The organism is Bacillus sp. FSL R7-0672 (assembly GCF_038601465.1).
Taxonomy (GTDB): domain Bacteria; phylum Bacillota; class Bacilli; order Bacillales; family Bacillaceae; genus Bacillus; species Bacillus pumilus.
The window spans coordinates 1,287,169-1,302,065 of sequence record NZ_CP152010.1; the positions used below are offsets into that span (position 1 = coordinate 1,287,169).

The following is a 14,897-nucleotide window of genomic DNA, read 5'->3' on the forward strand; positions in this document are numbered from 1 at the left end:
TATGGTATCAAAAGAAACAAGACACATCTTACTAGAGCTGAAATTTTATCTCATATCAATGGGAAAAAATGAGGACGAAATTGATGAACTGATGGATGAGCTAACGACACATGCCGTTGAGGCTGAAAAAGATGGCAAAACAGGGGAGGCTGTGTTTGGCGGAGATCCGAGGGGCTATGCTGATGAACTCGCAAAAGAGCTGTCAGGAAACCATAAAGACTGGGTTCCCTTCGTCAGTGCCTTCTTAATTGGATCACTCTTCTATATGATTTTATCAGATGCGATCAGTCAAAGCTTATCCTATTCTTGGTATGCGTTAATAGGATATCCGCTCGTTTTAGTTGCCAATGTTATCATGATCATTGTGATGTTTAGAGCGTCTGCCTTTCAGACAAGCGGCCGGGCATTTCTTTATTTTTGGATCTTAGGAATCTTTCAACTGACTTCAATGGTCACAATCAAACTATTGGATCAAAAGCTCGGCACACCATTACTTGTGCTGACTTCAGGTCAAAGATGGGGCGTCATCCTACTTATGCTGTTATGTATCATTGTCTTTAATGCGATCATGAAGGCGAATCTCATTTCATTGATTCCGATCATCTTCTTCGGACCGCAGCTCATATTCGAATGGATTGGCTGGACATCACCAAGCGTGCTTCTCATGCAAAGTCTACTATCGGTTGTGATCGTAATAGGGCTTATGCTCATGGTCTTACGCCGGACGAACAAGAAAAATGAAAACACGAAGTAAAAAACAGAGCACATCCCATCCGATGTGCTTTCAGCGTGTAGACAAACCCTCGCATTCGTTGTCAGTTCTGCGCGCTGGTGCTCACGAATGTCAAATTCGCTCTGCTTTGGTGCTCGTCCTCCCTAGACTTCAAAGGTTATCAATCACGCTGAAAAGAAGACAAAGGCCTAAAATAAAGATCATTTTAGCCCTTTGTCAACAATCTGAGAGCACATCCTATCCGATGTGCTTTTCTTTTTCTAAAAAAATGTAGAAATGGTAGCGTATTTTTCATTACAATGGGAAGAGGACAAAAATGAAAAGGGGTTCTGCGTTTGGATATCTTATGGGGATATGTACTTGTTTTTGTATTGGCTGCTTTGCCTTTTTTTGAAGTGGTTGGTGTTGTTCCACTGGCCATCTTAGGTGGACTGCATCCTGTGACAACGGCTGTAATCGGATTCATCGGCAACTTTCTCACAGTCTTGCTCCTCATTGTTTTCGTAGACCGCTTCAAAGCATGGCGGTTGAGGAGAAAAGAGGACAAAAGTGATGGAAAAGGAGAAAAAAAGCAACTACGAGCCAGAAAAATTTGGGAACGATATGGTCTCCCGGGATTAGCGCTCATTGGTCCTTTTATCATCGGCAGTCATCTAGCGGCATTTATGTGCATGAGCTTCGGAACGAAAAGAAAGCAAGTCGCAGTGTGGATGACAGTCAGTTTAATGATGTGGACGGCGTTGGCAGCTAGTTTAACCGGTGCGGGAATCCATTACTTTGCCCCAGATTCAAATGGATTGTTCGGTGATATTTTTAATCGGTAAGTGAGGGGAGACCATAAATGAAACTTCAAACACGCATAGTGCTTGAAACAGAGCGCCTTAGACTGAGAACGATGAATGAACATGATGCGCCATTTTTATATGACATGTTGTTCCAAGATGAAGAAGTAATGAAGTATTATCCTTCTTTGAAGGATGAGCAGCAGACGAAAGAGTGGATTGCATGGAATCAAAAGAATGACCGTATGTATCATACTTCTCTCTGGATCATTGAAGACAAAGAAACGAATGAACCACTTGGACAAAGCGGGATTGTTCTGCAAAACATTGAAGGACAAACAGAACTTGAAATCGGCTACATGCTAAAAAAAGCAGCGTGGGGAAATGGCTATGCTGCTGAAGCCGCAAAAGGCTGTCTCACCTATGGTTTTCAAGAAATGAAGGTCAGACGAATGGTGAGCTTAATCCGCCCAGACAATGAAGCATCGGTAAAGGTCGCTTTAAAAATGGGCATGAAAAAAGAAAAAACCATTTCAAAATGGGACCAAATCATTGATGTATACAGCATCACCCGCAACGAAGAAAACGGCTCGCTTACAAAATAAGCAGAGCCGTTTTTATTTTATATCCGCTGTTCTAGCTGAAGTAAATATTTCTTACGTTCAACCCCTCCGCCGTAGCCGCCAAGCTCACCACTTGTTTGAATGACGCGGTGGCATGGAATGATGATCGCCAATTGATTGGCACCATTTGCATTCCCTACCGCTCGGACCAAATGCGGATCGCCCAGCATCACAGCAAGATCTCGGTAAGAACTTGTTTCGCCTGAAGGAATGCGTGTAAGTAGGTCCCACACCTTCATTTGAAAAGGGGTGCCATGCATGGAAAGCGGTACGGTAAACTGCGTCAGTTTTTTCTCGAAATATAAGGTCAATTCCTTTACCAATTGCTGATGGACGTTTGTTTCCCCAACTAAAATACGCGCATGATGCTTTTTTCTCATGTTCTCAATTTCCTTTTCTAGTCCCCGCCTGTCCATAAATTCCAGTAAATACACATGCGCGGCATCTGTCACGCTGATCATCCGTCCGATCGGTGTGGAAATAAAATTGGCATGGAGAATCTTAGTCTGTGCCTTTTTAGGGGGGGTTCCCATGATTTTCGTAAAGGCATCATTGAAGGCACTCGAAGAATCATAGCCCAAGGCGACCTGCTGATCAATCACTTTTTTTCCATTCATAATTTCTTTAAAGGCAAGCCCCATTCGGCGTGATCTCGCATATTGAACAAAGGTCATGCCGTAGATTTCTTTGAATTTTCGCCGAGCCGTTGCAGAGTGAATCCCTAATTGACGAAAGTCCTCTTCTTTCCAGCGTTTTTCAGGATGTGTTTCAACTGCTGAAACGAGTGTTTTGACTTCTTCTGGAATGCTGTTTGGATAGGTTAATGGAGTGCAGCGCTTGCACGGACGATATCCTGCTAGCAGTGCTTCCTCTGCTGTAAAGAAAAACTCACAGTTCTCATATTTTGGTTTTCTAGCGGTACATGTGGCATGGCAGAAGATACCGGTCGTCTTAATGCCGGCGAAGAATGTGCCGTCATATTGCGGATTCTTGTCAACCAGTGCTTGATAAAATTCATGTTTCTGTTCGTCGGTTATCATCATACGATTCACCTCTTGGTTTCATTATTTGGGCCGATACAACGGATGATCTGTAAATGCAGCATCCTAAAGTTGAACGTTCATCACATCAATCTGAGTTCATTATACCAGCGATATGATCGTTCCTTTAACGTCTGAGCGTGTCTAACTTGGTCCTTCTTCCATATTTTTTCTGTTTTAGCTCATATACTTTAGTTGTTTCTGTTTCATTTCTTCATAAAATGTTTCAACTTCTTGTTCGTAAAGAACGGTCTCCATGTCCTTGTATTTACGCTTGATCGTCAATGTAATAAAAAATAAATGGATTGTCATATACGTTCATTTCCCTTCGGTTAGCAGCACGCAAATATCCCGCAGATACTCTTTATCAGTTGATCTGTTTCTAACACTTAGTATACGCCGGTCCCAAATCATTTCTTTCGAAAAATGAACAAGTATATTTGAAGAGGGAGAGCAAACTGGTAGACCGGCATATCGGGGTGTGATAAGATTTTTAATACAGAATCTGCTCTAAGTCAGATCTGTTTATCATGAATTGGTTTTCTAGGGTTCCGTGCGCTGGTGCAGTCTGGACCGAGAGAAAACACATAGGGTCTTTAGAAGAGGCCATATGGACACGGAGGGATAAAAGCCCGGGAGAGTTGATCAAACGATCGATTTCCAGGCTTTTTTTGTTGGTTGGAATCGTTCAGAAAGGAGAAGATCAGATGAAATGGGGAAATGTCTTTATTGCGGCCATCTTTGAAGTCGGCTGGGTGATGGGGCTGAAATATGCCCACTCGCTCATAGAATGGGGCGCAACCATCGTTTGTATTATCGTGAGCTTTTATTTACTCATGAAAGCAACAAGTGTACTGCCAGTTGGCACACTTTATGCCGTTTTTACCGGGCTTGGGACAGCAGGTACCGTCGTCATAGGCATGGTGCTTGGTGAGCCGGTTCAGCTTGTTAAACTGCTTTTGATTGTCATGCTTTTGTGCGGTGTATTAGGACTGAAGCTGACAACAGGTGAAAAGAAGGGAGAGGCTGAATCATGAGCTGGCTTTTACTTATTGGAGCAGGCATCTTAGAAATGTTTTGTGTGACCATGATGAACCAATTCCAAAAAGACAAGCATGTCAAATGGATTTTATTCATTGCGGCTGGCTTTTCGATGTCCTTTCTGATGCTGTCTCTTGCGATGAACACGATTCCGATGGGAACGGCGTACGCCATTTGGACAGGAATCGGAGCTGCTGGAGGCGCCACCGTCGGTATGCTGTTTTACGGAGAGTCGAAAGATGCAAAACGTATTTTCTTCATCGCGCTGATTTTATCTGCGGCAGTAGGATTGAAAATCATTGAATAAGAAAAGGCTGGCAGATAGATGCCAGCCTTTTGTTACATCGAATGATGATTGGAATCGTTTTCATTTTTGCGGTAAAGCTGGCTCACAAGCAGAAAACACACACCAAATGTGAGAAAAGGAATGAGTCTTTCACCGGCTATAAAAAGGGAAATACCTGTGATCAGACAAACGATGCCGAGCCAAAAGCTCACTTTTCCAAACAAAGTCATACTTTTCATCTCCACCACTCCTTTTATGATAAAAGGTCTATTCACATTATATCACGCCAGGTGCAGAATTGAATGAATATTCAATAAAAAATAGGGCTCTACATTGCTTTTTCTCTTTCCAGTCCAGTATAATATTTCATTAGAATGAAAACGTAAATGAGGTCATGATACATGAGAACTTTGATAACAGAGAAACTTGAATTACACAGACAAAAGCATGAGCAAAAAGGAAGATTGCTTGTCAGCTGCCCGGATCAGCCTGGAATTGTCTCCGCTGTCTCTTCCTTTTTATTTGAGCACGGAGCAAATATCATTGAATCCAGCCAATACACAACAGATCATGAAAGCGGCCGGTTCTTTTTAAGAATTGAATTTGATTGGAAAGACATCTTGGCAAATATGGATCAGCTGAAGCAGCAGTTTGAGCCAATTGCAGCATCTTTTCAAATGACGTGGAGCATGTCGCGTGCAAGTGAGCTGAAAAAGCTGGCAATCTTTGTGTCAAAAGAGCTTCATTGTTTACATGAGCTGCTATGGGAATGGCAAAGCGGCAATTTGATGGCTGAAATTGCGGTCGTGATCAGCAATCATGAAACGGCAAAAGATACAGTAGAAGCGCTTGGAATCCCGTTCCATTTTGTAAAGGCGAACAAAGACATTCGCAAAGAAGCGGAAAAACAGCAGCTCGCAATATTAGAAGAGTATGATATTGATGCCATTGTGCTTGCTAGATACATGCAAATTTTAACGCCTGGATTTATAGAACAGCACCCGAACAAAATCATTAATATTCATCATTCCTTCCTGCCAGCGTTTATCGGTGCAAATCCATATAAGCGGGCATATGAGCGAGGAGTCAAATTAATTGGCGCAACTTCTCATTATGTGACCAATGATTTAGACGAAGGACCGATCATTGAACAGGATATTGAGCGTGTAGATCACCGGGATGATGCGGAAGCTTTAAAAAATATTGGCCGAACAATTGAGCGGAGTGTGCTTGCACGTGCCGTCAAATGGCATCTAGAAGATCGAATTATTGTGCATGAGAATAAAACGATTGTATTTAATTGACCGCTTGACTTTTCCTTAGCAATTGGTGATAATATAAAAAAATTAACGAGCGTTGAAAAGGAATAGTAAGCAGGAACTGATGCGTAAAGAGAGCAAATGACATGCTGAAACATTTGCCGCAGACAGCTGCTGAACCTACCCTTTGAGCCTTAGAGGAAAAATCTAAGCGCGTGCCTGGCGTTACAGGAGTTGAGTGGAATAAGTAGATGTATGCTTATTCAATGAAGGTGGTACCACGGAAAATCCCTTTTCGTCCTTTACATAAGGAGAAAAAGGGATTTTTTTGTGCCTAAAGGTATAGCGGAGGGAATCAATAATGAAAAAGCAAAGGATCGTCATCAAAATTGGCAGCAGTTCATTAACAGAGCAAAAAGGAGCCATTGATGAACAAAAAATGCAGGATCATGTGAAAGCGATAGCAAAGCTGAAAGAGGCTGGGCATGAAATTATTTTAATTTCATCAGGAGCCGTGGCAGCAGGGTTTGGCAGCTTAGGGTATCCATCAAGACCTGTGACCTTAAAGGGAAAACAGGCAGCAGCAGCCGTTGGTCAGGGATTGTTAATGCAGAAATATACAGAACTATTTTCACAGTTTCACATGACACCTGCGCAAATGCTTTTAACCCGTAATGACTTTTCAGATCGAACTAGATATCGAAATGCTTACGCAACGATGATGGAGCTGCTAGAAAGAAAAATTTTACCGATCATTAATGAAAATGATTCTGTCTCCATTGAGGAGCTTACCTTTGGGGATAATGACATGCTGTCAGCTCTTGTCAGCGGTTTAATTCATGCAGACCAATTGATCATCTTAACAGACATTAATGGGATTTATAATGCAAATCCAAATGAGCATCCTGAGGCGAAGCGTTTTGATGTTCTAACACACATTTCAGAAGAATTGTTTTCATATGCGAAGAGCACAGGCTCAAAAGTGGGAACAGGCGGGATGAAATCAAAGCTGTCTGCTGCACAAACGGCACTTTCACTAGGCGTGAAAGTCTTCATTGGCACAGGTACTGGTGAAGATAAGCTGCTTCATATTCTAGCGGGTCAAGGAGACGGAACGTATATCGGAGAACAGGACTTATCAGCTGTTAACAACCGCCGTCAATGGATTCAATTCCATTCACCCGTTTCTGGAAAAATTATGATAGATGCAGGAGCGGAAGCGGCGATTTTGCATCATGGCAGAAGTCTTCTTCCAGCTGGCGTCATTGATGTCGCTGGGGACTTTTCTAAAGGAGAGGTCGTTGAAGTCGTAGGGCCGAACGGACTAGTAGGTAAAGGACAAACCTTGTATGCATCCGATGAGCTTCTCGGTATTAAAGGGATGCGAAGTGATGAGCTTTCAAATGAGAAGCCTGAAGTCATACACAGAGATCACTGGGTACAGCATGTACAAAACTGAGGAGGGAATACGATGAATGAAGTTCTTGAAAAAGCAATAAAAGCAAGTGTAGCCAAAGATCAGATGCTGCTAAAAACGACGGAGCAAAAAAATGCAGCTTTACATGCCATCGCAACTGCAATTAAAGCATCTTCCGCTTATTTACTCGAGGAGAATAAAAAGGATATGCAGGCTGCAGAGGAAAAGCAGTTCACGCCTTCTGTTATTGACCGGATTACACTCACAGAAGAGAGAATTGAAGCCATCGCAGACGCGACCTTTCAACTCATTCACCTAAAAGACCCAATTGGTGAAACATTAGAAACCATTCAAAAAGAAAACGGTCTGTACATCGAAAAGGTACGTGTGCCTCTTGGAACGGTTGGAATGATTTATGAAGCAAGACCAAACGTGACTGTAGATGCTGCCACCCTTTGTTTGAAAACTGGGAATGCTGTTATTCTTCGCGGGAGCTCCTCTGCCATTCATAGTAATAAAGCGATTGTGAAGGTGATCCATGAAGCCCTTCACACAACGGATATTCCAGTAGACAGTGTGCAATTGATTGAAGATACAGGCCGTGAAACGGCGAAAACGCTGTTCACTTTAAATGAATATCTGGATGTCCTTATTCCGCGCGGCGGGAAAAATTTAATTGATCTTGTCGTGAGAGAGTCTACCGTGCCAGTGCTTGAGACAGGTGCAGGGAACTGTCATATCTACATTGATGAAACAGCGAAAAACGAAATGGCTGAGCAGATTGTGCTGAATGCTAAAACCCAAAGGCCATCTGTTTGCAACGCGATCGAGAGCATTGTCATTCATGAAACATGGGCAAAAACATATGGCGCTTCGTTATTTGAAGCCCTTCATGCAAATGGGGTAGAGATACGGGGCGATAAAGCTGTATGTGCCCTTGCGCCAAGTGCTTCATTAGCGACCACAGAGGACTATGAAACAGAGTTTTTAGCCCCGATTGTCAGTATTAAAATCGTAGAGAGCATAGAAGAAGCGATTCAGCATATACAAACGTATAGCTCCAAGCACTCTGAAGCGATCATTACGGAAAATGATCAAAGTGCGTCACTTTTCTTAACAGCTGTTGACGCTGCCGCTGTCTATCATAATGCCTCTACTCGGTTCACAGATGGCTTTGAATTTGGCTACGGAGCAGAAATAGGGATTAGCACACAAAAACTGCATGCAAGAGGACCTATGGGTCTGCCTGCCTTAACCTCTGAAAAGTTTGTCATTCGCGGTCAAGGACAAATAAGAGAATAACGAATTCAAAAGAGAGTCTCGTGACAATAGGCTCTCTTTTTCCTTTCATTTTTGTATTTCTTCGGTCAAGTATGATAAAATATGGTAATGTTTTATATTTTGAGAAGATTGGAGAAGGCAACGTATGGCGAAAATCATTCCCTCTTCGGATATTGGAGTGAAAATCAACAAGTGGTATGAATTAATCCGCAGATTTGATTCAGAACAAGCAGAACAACTAAAGCAGGAAATTCGCACCTCTCTTGATTCAATGGAAGAAGATCAGAATTTGCTTCTCTATTTTTCTTTAATGGAATTCAGACATGAGGTCATGCTCGATTATTTAAAGCCATTAAAGGAAGGAAAGCTTCGCGCCAACTTTTCCGAGCTTTCGAAAGAAATAGATGAGCATCAAACACATGTCACAGGCATGCTTGAATACTACTATCATTTTTTCAGAGGCATGTATGAATTTGGCCGTAGGCAGTATATTGCTGCCATCTCGTCTTATCAAAAGGCAGAGCACAAGCTTTCTTTTGTGTCAGATGATATTGAACGTGCGGAATTTCATTTTAAAATGTCAGAAATATATTATCACATGAAACAAACACATATCTCGATGCATCATGCCAAACTGGCGCTAGATGTCTATATTCAGCATGAGCTATATGCGCTTCGCACGATCCAGTGCGAATTTATTGTGGCAGGTAATTATGATGATATGAGAAGACATGAAAAGGCATTACCACATCTCGAGAGAGCGCTTGCGAGATCAAGAGACTTTCAAAATGTGCGTTTTATTGCTTCCTCTTTGTTTAATATGGGCAACAGTTATTACCGAATGGGAGATCTTGACCGCGCACTGGAACTAATGAAAGAATCCATCTCGTTATTTGACCAAAATCAATCCGATCACCTTCGTCGATCCATAGACCCTCTTTATACAGCCGCTCAGATATTATACAAACAAGGTAAACACGAAGAAGCCTTACACTACAGAGAAGAATGTATGAAGCGAGCAGAAGCACTTCAGGATGATATTCATATTCAAAAGACGATATTTTTAGAAGCATTGTATTTAAAGCAAGATGCGGAGCATATTAAACGAATTTTTCATTTTTTAGAGTCTTCCTATGCATATCCAGATATAGAGGAGCTGGCATTAGACACCGCAAAGCATTATAATGAAATGGAAGATTATGAAAAATCTTCCATGTTCTACGGGGAAGCGGAACATGCTCGAATCTATATTCAGAGAGGGGATTGTTTATATGAATTTTAAAAAATGGGCAGTCGTCTGTACAAGCATCACCATCCTGGCATTATGGCTGGCAGCAGCACCAAATGCCGACCCGGATAACAGAAACCATACGCTACAACAACCAAATGCGCAGCATGACATCCTCTAAAAGCCCTTATTAAGGGCTTTTTTTACTGTGTACATAAAATAGAGGAGAAAGGAAATCTTAAAAAAAGAGTGTGTATTCGTTGACTCTTGAATTTTAATTGTGTACAATTAAATTGTAGAAAATATTATTGGAGAGAAAGAGGGTTATATATATGTCAGAAGTTTTATTTACTGCAACGGTATCAGCTGTAGGAGGAAGAGAAGGAAAGGTTGTTTCAACTGATGGTGTGCTTGAGCATGATGTAGCAATGCCTGGAACACCAAGAGCGAAAAAAATTGAAAAAGCAACAAATCCAGAGCAATTATTTGCAGCAGGCTACTCTGCATGTTTTGATTCAGCCCTTCAAATGGTCGCAAGACAAGAGCGTATCCGTTTTGAAAGTGAAGTAACAGCACATGTGAGCTTAGTAAAAGACAGTTCAGATGGCGGCTTCAAACTAGGCGTTAAGCTAGAAGTAAAAGGAACTGGAATCGAGCAATCAGCATTAGATGAGCTTGTTCATAAAGCACACGGCGTATGCCCATATTCAAAAGCAACTCAAGGAAATATTGAAGTAGAATTAGTAGCTGTCGCACAATAATTGATATCATAAAAGGCTGAGGGAATATTCCCTCAGCCTTTTGATTGTGTTAATTTTTGCAAAAGCTCATGCAAAGAGGCGCGCAGCGTTTTTAACTCTTCTTCCGATCTGCCTGTCCCAGACAGCATCTGAAATGGAATTGCAGTAGCCTTCTCTTTTAGTTGCTCACCATATTCCGTTAAACGAATTTGCACAGAACGTTCATCCTCTTTCGAGCGCTCGCGGATGATGAGTCCGTTTTGCTCCATCCGTTTCAGCATTGGTGTGAGTGTACCGGAGTCTAAATATAAAAGCTCTCCCATCGTTTTCACATTTAATGTCCCATGCTCCCACAATAAAAGCAGTGCCAAATATTGCGGATACGTAATGTCTAACTCTTCTAATAACGGTTTATACTGCTTCGTCATCTCTCTTGAACTTGCATATAACAAGAAACAAAGCTGATTTTCCAGCTTCATATGCTCGAATTCATTTGTCATGTCAGTCACCAACTATTTTTTGTCATACTTATCATTGTATAAGATTTTCTTCTTTTTTAAAATAAATACAGCCCAAAAACGAAAAAATTCTTTAATGTGCGATAAATGTTTGAGAATTGGATAGAACGTGAAAGGAATAAATAGATAAAGGAGGAGATGAAGATGAAACCATTATTCACAGCAAAAGTAAAGGCACAACACGGAAGAGCTGGACATATTCGTTCAGAAGATGGTGTGCTCGATCATAACATTGTCATGCCTAATGCAAAGAAAGACGGAGAAACTGGTACGAATCCAGAGCAATTATTTGCAGCGGGCTATGCAGCATGTTTCGGAGGGGCACTTGAACAAGTAGCGAAAAAGCAAGGGGTCAACATTGAATCAGAAGTCGAGGGACATGTCAGTCTTTTAAAAGATGAAAGTGATGGCGGATTTAAGCTTGGTGTCAAGCTGATTGTATCTGCAAAAGGCCTTGACCATGACAAGGCGAAAGAGCTTGTCGAGGCTGCGCATGAATTCTGTCCATATTCAAAAGCAACAAGAGGAAACATCGAAGTAGAGCTTGAAGTGGCTGAATAAAAAAGGTTCTCTATTACGCTGAAAAAAAGAAACACCTGCTGATGAGCAGGTGTCTTTTTTAATATTCTTTCTTTTGTTCGTAGGTTTCCCATGCTTCAAATGGTGCAAGGGTTTTTTGAAGTGTCAGCTGATAAAATGGAATATTTCTTGATTCGTAATCTTTATTGATTTCTTCATAAATAAACGAGTCATCAAAACCAGAAACTGCTGCATCCTGATGTCCAGCAGCAAAATAGACCGCTTTTGGTCTAGCCCAGTAAATAGCACCAAGGCACATCGGACAAGGCTCACAGCTTGTATATAAAATACAATCTTCTAATTGGTATGTATTCAGCGTCTGGCACGCCTTTCGAATGGCTGTGACTTCAGCATGTGCGGTTGGATCATTTGTTGTTGTCACATTGTTGCTTCCCTCGGCAATAATCTGTCCATCCTTGACAATGACTGCTCCAAAAGGGCCGCCAGTACCACTATTGACTCCTTCTACTGCAAGATCAATTGCGCGTTGTAAAAAATCTTCGTGATTCATTGTCTTCCTCCCTTTGTTCGACTGACTTCTCTAGTATAAACGAATCATGCTAGAAAAGGAAACCTCCTAGTAGATGGTCAAGCAGGACAATTTACGCATAAAAATCCCCCGCCATGATAGCAGGGGAGAGGGTATCAATTATGCATGCTGCGCCAGCTTTTTACGAGCGACTTCAGCTGCCGTCACCATGTTTTTCAAAGCAGCAATGGTTTCAGGCTCTTGTCTCGTTTTTAGACCACAGTCAGGATTCACCCAGAAGCGATCTGCCGGGCATACGTTCAGTGCATCATCAATGATTTGACTCATTTCTTCGATAGATGGAACGCGCGGGCTATGGATGTCATATACACCAAGTCCAAGTCCTTTCAAATACGGGTGCTTCTCTAGGTAATCGAGGAATCCACCATGACTGCGTGAATGTTCAATAGTGATCACGTCGGCATCAAGGTCTTCAATCGTATCGACAATATCCTCGAAGTTACTGTAGCACATATGTGTATGAATTTGCGTTTCATTTTGAACAGATGATGTTGATAGACGGAATGACTCTGCTGCCCAGTTTAAATAGTCTGCCCAATCACTTTCTTTGAGCGGAAGACCTTCTCTTAGTGCAGGTTCATCCACTTGAATGACTTGAATCCCTGCTTCTTCTAACGCTTCTACCTCTTTACGTAATGCGAAAGCGATTTGGAAGGCAATGTCTTTTCGGGAGATATCTGTTCTTGGGAAAGACCAGTTTAAGATGGTGACAGGACCTGTCAGCATTCCTTTGACCTTTTTCTCCGTTAAGCTTTGTGCGTAAACTGTCTCTTTCACGGTCATTGGCGCTGTAAACTCGACATCTCCATAAATGATTGGCGGCTTCACGCAGCGTGAGCCGTAGGATTGTACCCAAGCAAATTTCGTAAAGGCAAATCCGGCTAGCTTTTCACCAAAGTATTCAACCATGTCTGTACGCTCGAATTCTCCATGTACGAGAACGTCCAGACCGATTTCCTCCTGAATATCAATCCATCTTTTTGTTTCTTTCTTAATAAATTCATCATATTCTGCATCTGTCCATTCATTTTTACGCCATTTTTGACGAGCACTTCGCACTTCAGCAGACTGCGGGAAGCTGCCAATGGTTGTTGTTGGCAAGAGCGGCAGTTCAAGAGATTCGTTTTGGATACGAAGGCGCTCTTCAAAGGCAACTGGACGTTTAAAGTCTTTCGATGAAAGATTGTTGCGTTCTGCTGTCAAATCCGCATTGGTTCCTTTTGCAAATTCTTTTAAAGTAAGAAGTGCTTGCTTGGCTTCATTGATGTCTGCTTCAATCGCTGCGGCGCCTTTTGTTAAGCCTTCTTTTAATGTTGTTAATTCAGCCAGCTTTTCAGTAGCATAAGACAGTCCGTTTAATAGTTTTTCTTCAAGCTGTTCGCTTGGGTGTTTTGCAACTGGTACATGCAGCAAACTGCTTGATGGCTGCAGCCATACTTCCTTCGGCTGAGCGTCAGCAATGACCTCAGAAACGAATGACAATCTTTCGCCAAGATCTGATCTCCAAATATTTCTTCCATCAATGACGCCTGCTGATAAAATTTTATCTTTCGGGAAGCCATGCTTTTTCACTTGATCAAGATTGCGTCCTTGATCGTGGACAAAATCAAGACCGATGGCTTCAACAGGATATGTGACAAGCTCTTCATAGGCATCTACTGAATCAAAGTATGTTTGAAGAAGAATATTTAAGGCAGGTACGGCTTCTTTGATCGTTTGATAGATTTCTTTGACGGATTTCACGTCTTCATATGAAGCTGTGACAAGTGCTGGCTCATCAATTTGTACCCATTTGACGCCGGCTTCTTCAAGTTCTTTTAAAACTTGAGTATAAAGCGGGACGAGACGCTGCTGAATCTCTTTTACTTCATTTGGTTCATAGCCTTTAGAAAGTGAGACAAATGTATAAAGACCAAGTACGACAGGTTTTGTTTCAACACCAAACGCCTTTTTCACCTTTTCGTAAGCTTCAAGCGGTTTGTTATGTGTGAGTTTGAATTCGGTGGTTTTTTCGTATTCTGGAACGATGTAGTGATAGTTTGTATTAAACCATTTTGTCATTTCACTTGAGACAGCATCTTTTGTTCCTCTTGCCATCGCGAAGTATGTATCTAGCGGGTCTTTTAAGCTGCGGAAGCGCTCTGGAATCCAATTGAACATGACAGCAGTATCGAGCACGTGATCGTAGAAGGTAAAATCTCCAGAAGGAACAACATCAATTTGTTGATCAATTTGCGTTTTAATGGCAGTTAAAAATTGTTCATCCAGTGTGCTTAAGAGGGTTTCACGGTCAGTTTGACCTTTCCAATAAGACTCAAGTGCTTTTTTCCATTCTCTGTTTAAACCAATTCGCGGGAAACCTAGATTACTTGTTTTAACAATTGTCAATTCCAATTCCTCCTCTAAATATAAAAAGACATTTACACTCATGGTGAAGATTGATGAGGGCAAATGTCTGGTTTAAAAAGACAAAATGTGTGTGCGAAATAAGGCGTGAGCAGAACTGACGCTTTTTTCCGACATCTCCTATCAACCGTAGGGGGTTTGATGTGATAGAGCGGCTGGTATCCTGGCTGGTGAATCTGCAAGCTTTTCATCCTTCCCGTCCTTATGACAGTGGATTCATAAGAAAAGCTCTCCTCACTCACAGTGGCGGGACCGCGCCGGATTTTCACCGGTCTTCCCAATTAAAATTCGACGTATGATCGAATTACCGACTCTCAAACTATGAATTTATTGTGTTCGATTATATAACGTCCATTTCATTTCGTCAAAGTGAATTTTGAATAATTTTAATTAAAAAAATCCTGAGAAAATTCT

The 14,897-nt window shown here is 41.8% G+C and carries 18 protein-coding genes, 2 riboswitches and 1 other annotated feature; of the genes, 12 read left to right on the forward strand and 6 right to left on the reverse strand.

Annotated elements, in window-relative coordinates:
• Position 1: 1 nt before the first annotated feature.
• The 3 genes from MKY18_RS06285 (at position 2) to MKY18_RS06295 (ending at position 2,120) form a co-directional block, all read left to right on the forward strand.
• Positions 2-754 carry an NADH dehydrogenase gene (locus MKY18_RS06285; protein WP_065097120.1) on the forward strand — a complete coding sequence of 251 codons (753 nt, stop codon included), beginning with the start codon at positions 2-4 and terminating at the stop codon, positions 752-754.
• Between the two features lie 314 nt (positions 755-1,068).
• Complete coding sequence (locus MKY18_RS06290) at positions 1,069-1,557, forward strand: small multi-drug export protein (protein ID WP_065097121.1); 489 nt, start codon at positions 1,069-1,071, stop codon at positions 1,555-1,557.
• 17 nt (positions 1,558-1,574) lie between these two features.
• Positions 1,575-2,120 carry a GNAT family N-acetyltransferase gene (locus MKY18_RS06295; protein ID WP_065097122.1) on the forward strand — a complete coding sequence of 182 codons (546 nt, stop codon included), beginning with the start codon at positions 1,575-1,577 and terminating at the stop codon, positions 2,118-2,120.
• A 17-nt stretch (positions 2,121-2,137) separates the two neighbouring features.
• Here the strand turns inward: MKY18_RS06295 and MKY18_RS06300 are convergent, their stop codons facing one another.
• Positions 2,138-3,181, reverse strand: coding sequence for a trifunctional transcriptional activator/DNA repair protein Ada/methylated-DNA--[protein]-cysteine S-methyltransferase (locus MKY18_RS06300; RefSeq protein WP_065097123.1), 1,044 nt, complete (start codon positions 3,179-3,181; stop codon positions 2,138-2,140).
• A 174-nt stretch (positions 3,182-3,355) separates the two neighbouring features.
• The gene (locus MKY18_RS06305; protein WP_065097124.1) at positions 3,356-3,490 is read right to left on the reverse strand and encodes a YrzI family small protein; all 135 of its coding nucleotides are present in this window, start codon (positions 3,488-3,490) and stop codon (positions 3,356-3,358) included.
• Between the two features lie 220 nt (positions 3,491-3,710).
• A riboswitch (guanidine-I (ykkC/yxkD leader) is annotated at positions 3,711-3,819 on the forward strand.
• 66 nt (positions 3,820-3,885) lie between these two features.
• Between MKY18_RS06305 and MKY18_RS06310 the strand changes: the two genes are divergently transcribed.
• Together MKY18_RS06310 and MKY18_RS06315 are read left to right on the forward strand one after the other, a co-directional pair.
• A complete protein-coding gene (locus MKY18_RS06310) occupies positions 3,886-4,215 on the forward strand; it encodes a multidrug efflux SMR transporter (RefSeq protein ID WP_065097125.1) in 330 nt (109 codons plus the stop codon).
• Positions 4,212-4,526 carry a multidrug efflux SMR transporter gene (locus MKY18_RS06315; RefSeq protein WP_065097126.1) on the forward strand — a complete coding sequence of 105 codons (315 nt, stop codon included), beginning with the start codon at positions 4,212-4,214 and terminating at the stop codon, positions 4,524-4,526. The genes MKY18_RS06310 and MKY18_RS06315 overlap by 4 nt, the downstream gene beginning before the upstream one ends.
• Positions 4,527-4,558: 32 nt before the next feature.
• Here MKY18_RS06315 and MKY18_RS06320 read toward each other — a convergent pair whose 3' ends face one another.
• Positions 4,559-4,744 carry a hypothetical protein gene (locus MKY18_RS06320; protein WP_034663011.1) on the reverse strand — a complete coding sequence of 62 codons (186 nt, stop codon included), beginning with the start codon at positions 4,742-4,744 and terminating at the stop codon, positions 4,559-4,561.
• Between the two features lie 162 nt (positions 4,745-4,906).
• On the opposite strand from MKY18_RS06320, the gene purU reads away from it, so the two are divergent.
• The 6 genes from purU (at position 4,907) to MKY18_RS06350 (ending at position 10,451) form a co-directional block, all read left to right on the forward strand.
• A complete protein-coding gene (gene purU, locus MKY18_RS06325; protein ID WP_065097127.1) occupies positions 4,907-5,809 on the forward strand; it encodes a formyltetrahydrofolate deformylase in 903 nt (300 codons plus the stop codon).
• Positions 5,810-5,852: 43 nt separating this feature from the next.
• Positions 5,853-6,070, forward strand: a binding site (T-box leader).
• A gap of 55 nt (positions 6,071-6,125) precedes the next feature.
• Positions 6,126-7,223 (forward strand): glutamate 5-kinase, encoded by a 1,098-nt coding sequence (gene proB / locus MKY18_RS06330; RefSeq protein ID WP_113767581.1) that lies wholly within the window; start codon positions 6,126-6,128, stop codon positions 7,221-7,223.
• 12 nt (positions 7,224-7,235) lie between these two features.
• Positions 7,236-8,483, forward strand: coding sequence for a glutamate-5-semialdehyde dehydrogenase (locus tag MKY18_RS06335; RefSeq protein WP_185106981.1), 1,248 nt, complete (start codon positions 7,236-7,238; stop codon positions 8,481-8,483).
• A gap of 124 nt (positions 8,484-8,607) precedes the next feature.
• Positions 8,608-9,744 (forward strand): Rap family tetratricopeptide repeat protein, encoded by a 1,137-nt coding sequence (locus MKY18_RS06340; protein WP_065097130.1) that lies wholly within the window; start codon positions 8,608-8,610, stop codon positions 9,742-9,744.
• Positions 9,734-9,871 (forward strand): phosphatase, encoded by a 138-nt coding sequence (locus MKY18_RS06345; protein ID WP_065097131.1) that lies wholly within the window; start codon positions 9,734-9,736, stop codon positions 9,869-9,871. The genes MKY18_RS06340 and MKY18_RS06345 overlap by 11 nt, the downstream gene beginning before the upstream one ends.
• Positions 9,872-10,022: 151 nt before the next feature.
• Complete coding sequence (locus MKY18_RS06350; RefSeq protein ID WP_044138892.1) at positions 10,023-10,451, forward strand: organic hydroperoxide resistance protein; 429 nt, start codon at positions 10,023-10,025, stop codon at positions 10,449-10,451.
• Between the two features lie 32 nt (positions 10,452-10,483).
• On the opposite strand, the gene MKY18_RS06355 is transcribed toward MKY18_RS06350, so the two are convergent.
• On the reverse strand, positions 10,484-10,930 hold the full coding sequence (locus MKY18_RS06355) for a MarR family transcriptional regulator (RefSeq protein WP_003212097.1): 447 nt from the start codon (positions 10,928-10,930) through the stop codon (positions 10,484-10,486).
• A 162-nt stretch (positions 10,931-11,092) separates the two neighbouring features.
• On the opposite strand from MKY18_RS06355, the gene MKY18_RS06360 reads away from it, so the two are divergent.
• A complete protein-coding gene (locus MKY18_RS06360) occupies positions 11,093-11,509 on the forward strand; it encodes an organic hydroperoxide resistance protein (protein WP_065097132.1) in 417 nt (138 codons plus the stop codon).
• A 58-nt stretch (positions 11,510-11,567) separates the two neighbouring features.
• Here MKY18_RS06360 and MKY18_RS06365 read toward each other — a convergent pair whose 3' ends face one another.
• Together MKY18_RS06365 and metE are read right to left on the reverse strand one after the other, a co-directional pair.
• On the reverse strand, positions 11,568-12,038 hold the full coding sequence (locus MKY18_RS06365; protein ID WP_003212370.1) for a nucleoside deaminase: 471 nt from the start codon (positions 12,036-12,038) through the stop codon (positions 11,568-11,570).
• Between the two features lie 138 nt (positions 12,039-12,176).
• Entirely contained in the window at positions 12,177-14,465 is a 2,289-nt protein-coding gene (gene metE / locus MKY18_RS06370) for a 5-methyltetrahydropteroyltriglutamate--homocysteine S-methyltransferase (RefSeq protein WP_106067719.1), read from the reverse strand.
• 153 nt (positions 14,466-14,618) lie between these two features.
• Positions 14,619-14,810: riboswitch (cobalamin riboswitch) on the reverse strand.
• Positions 14,811-14,897 lie beyond the last annotated feature (87 nt).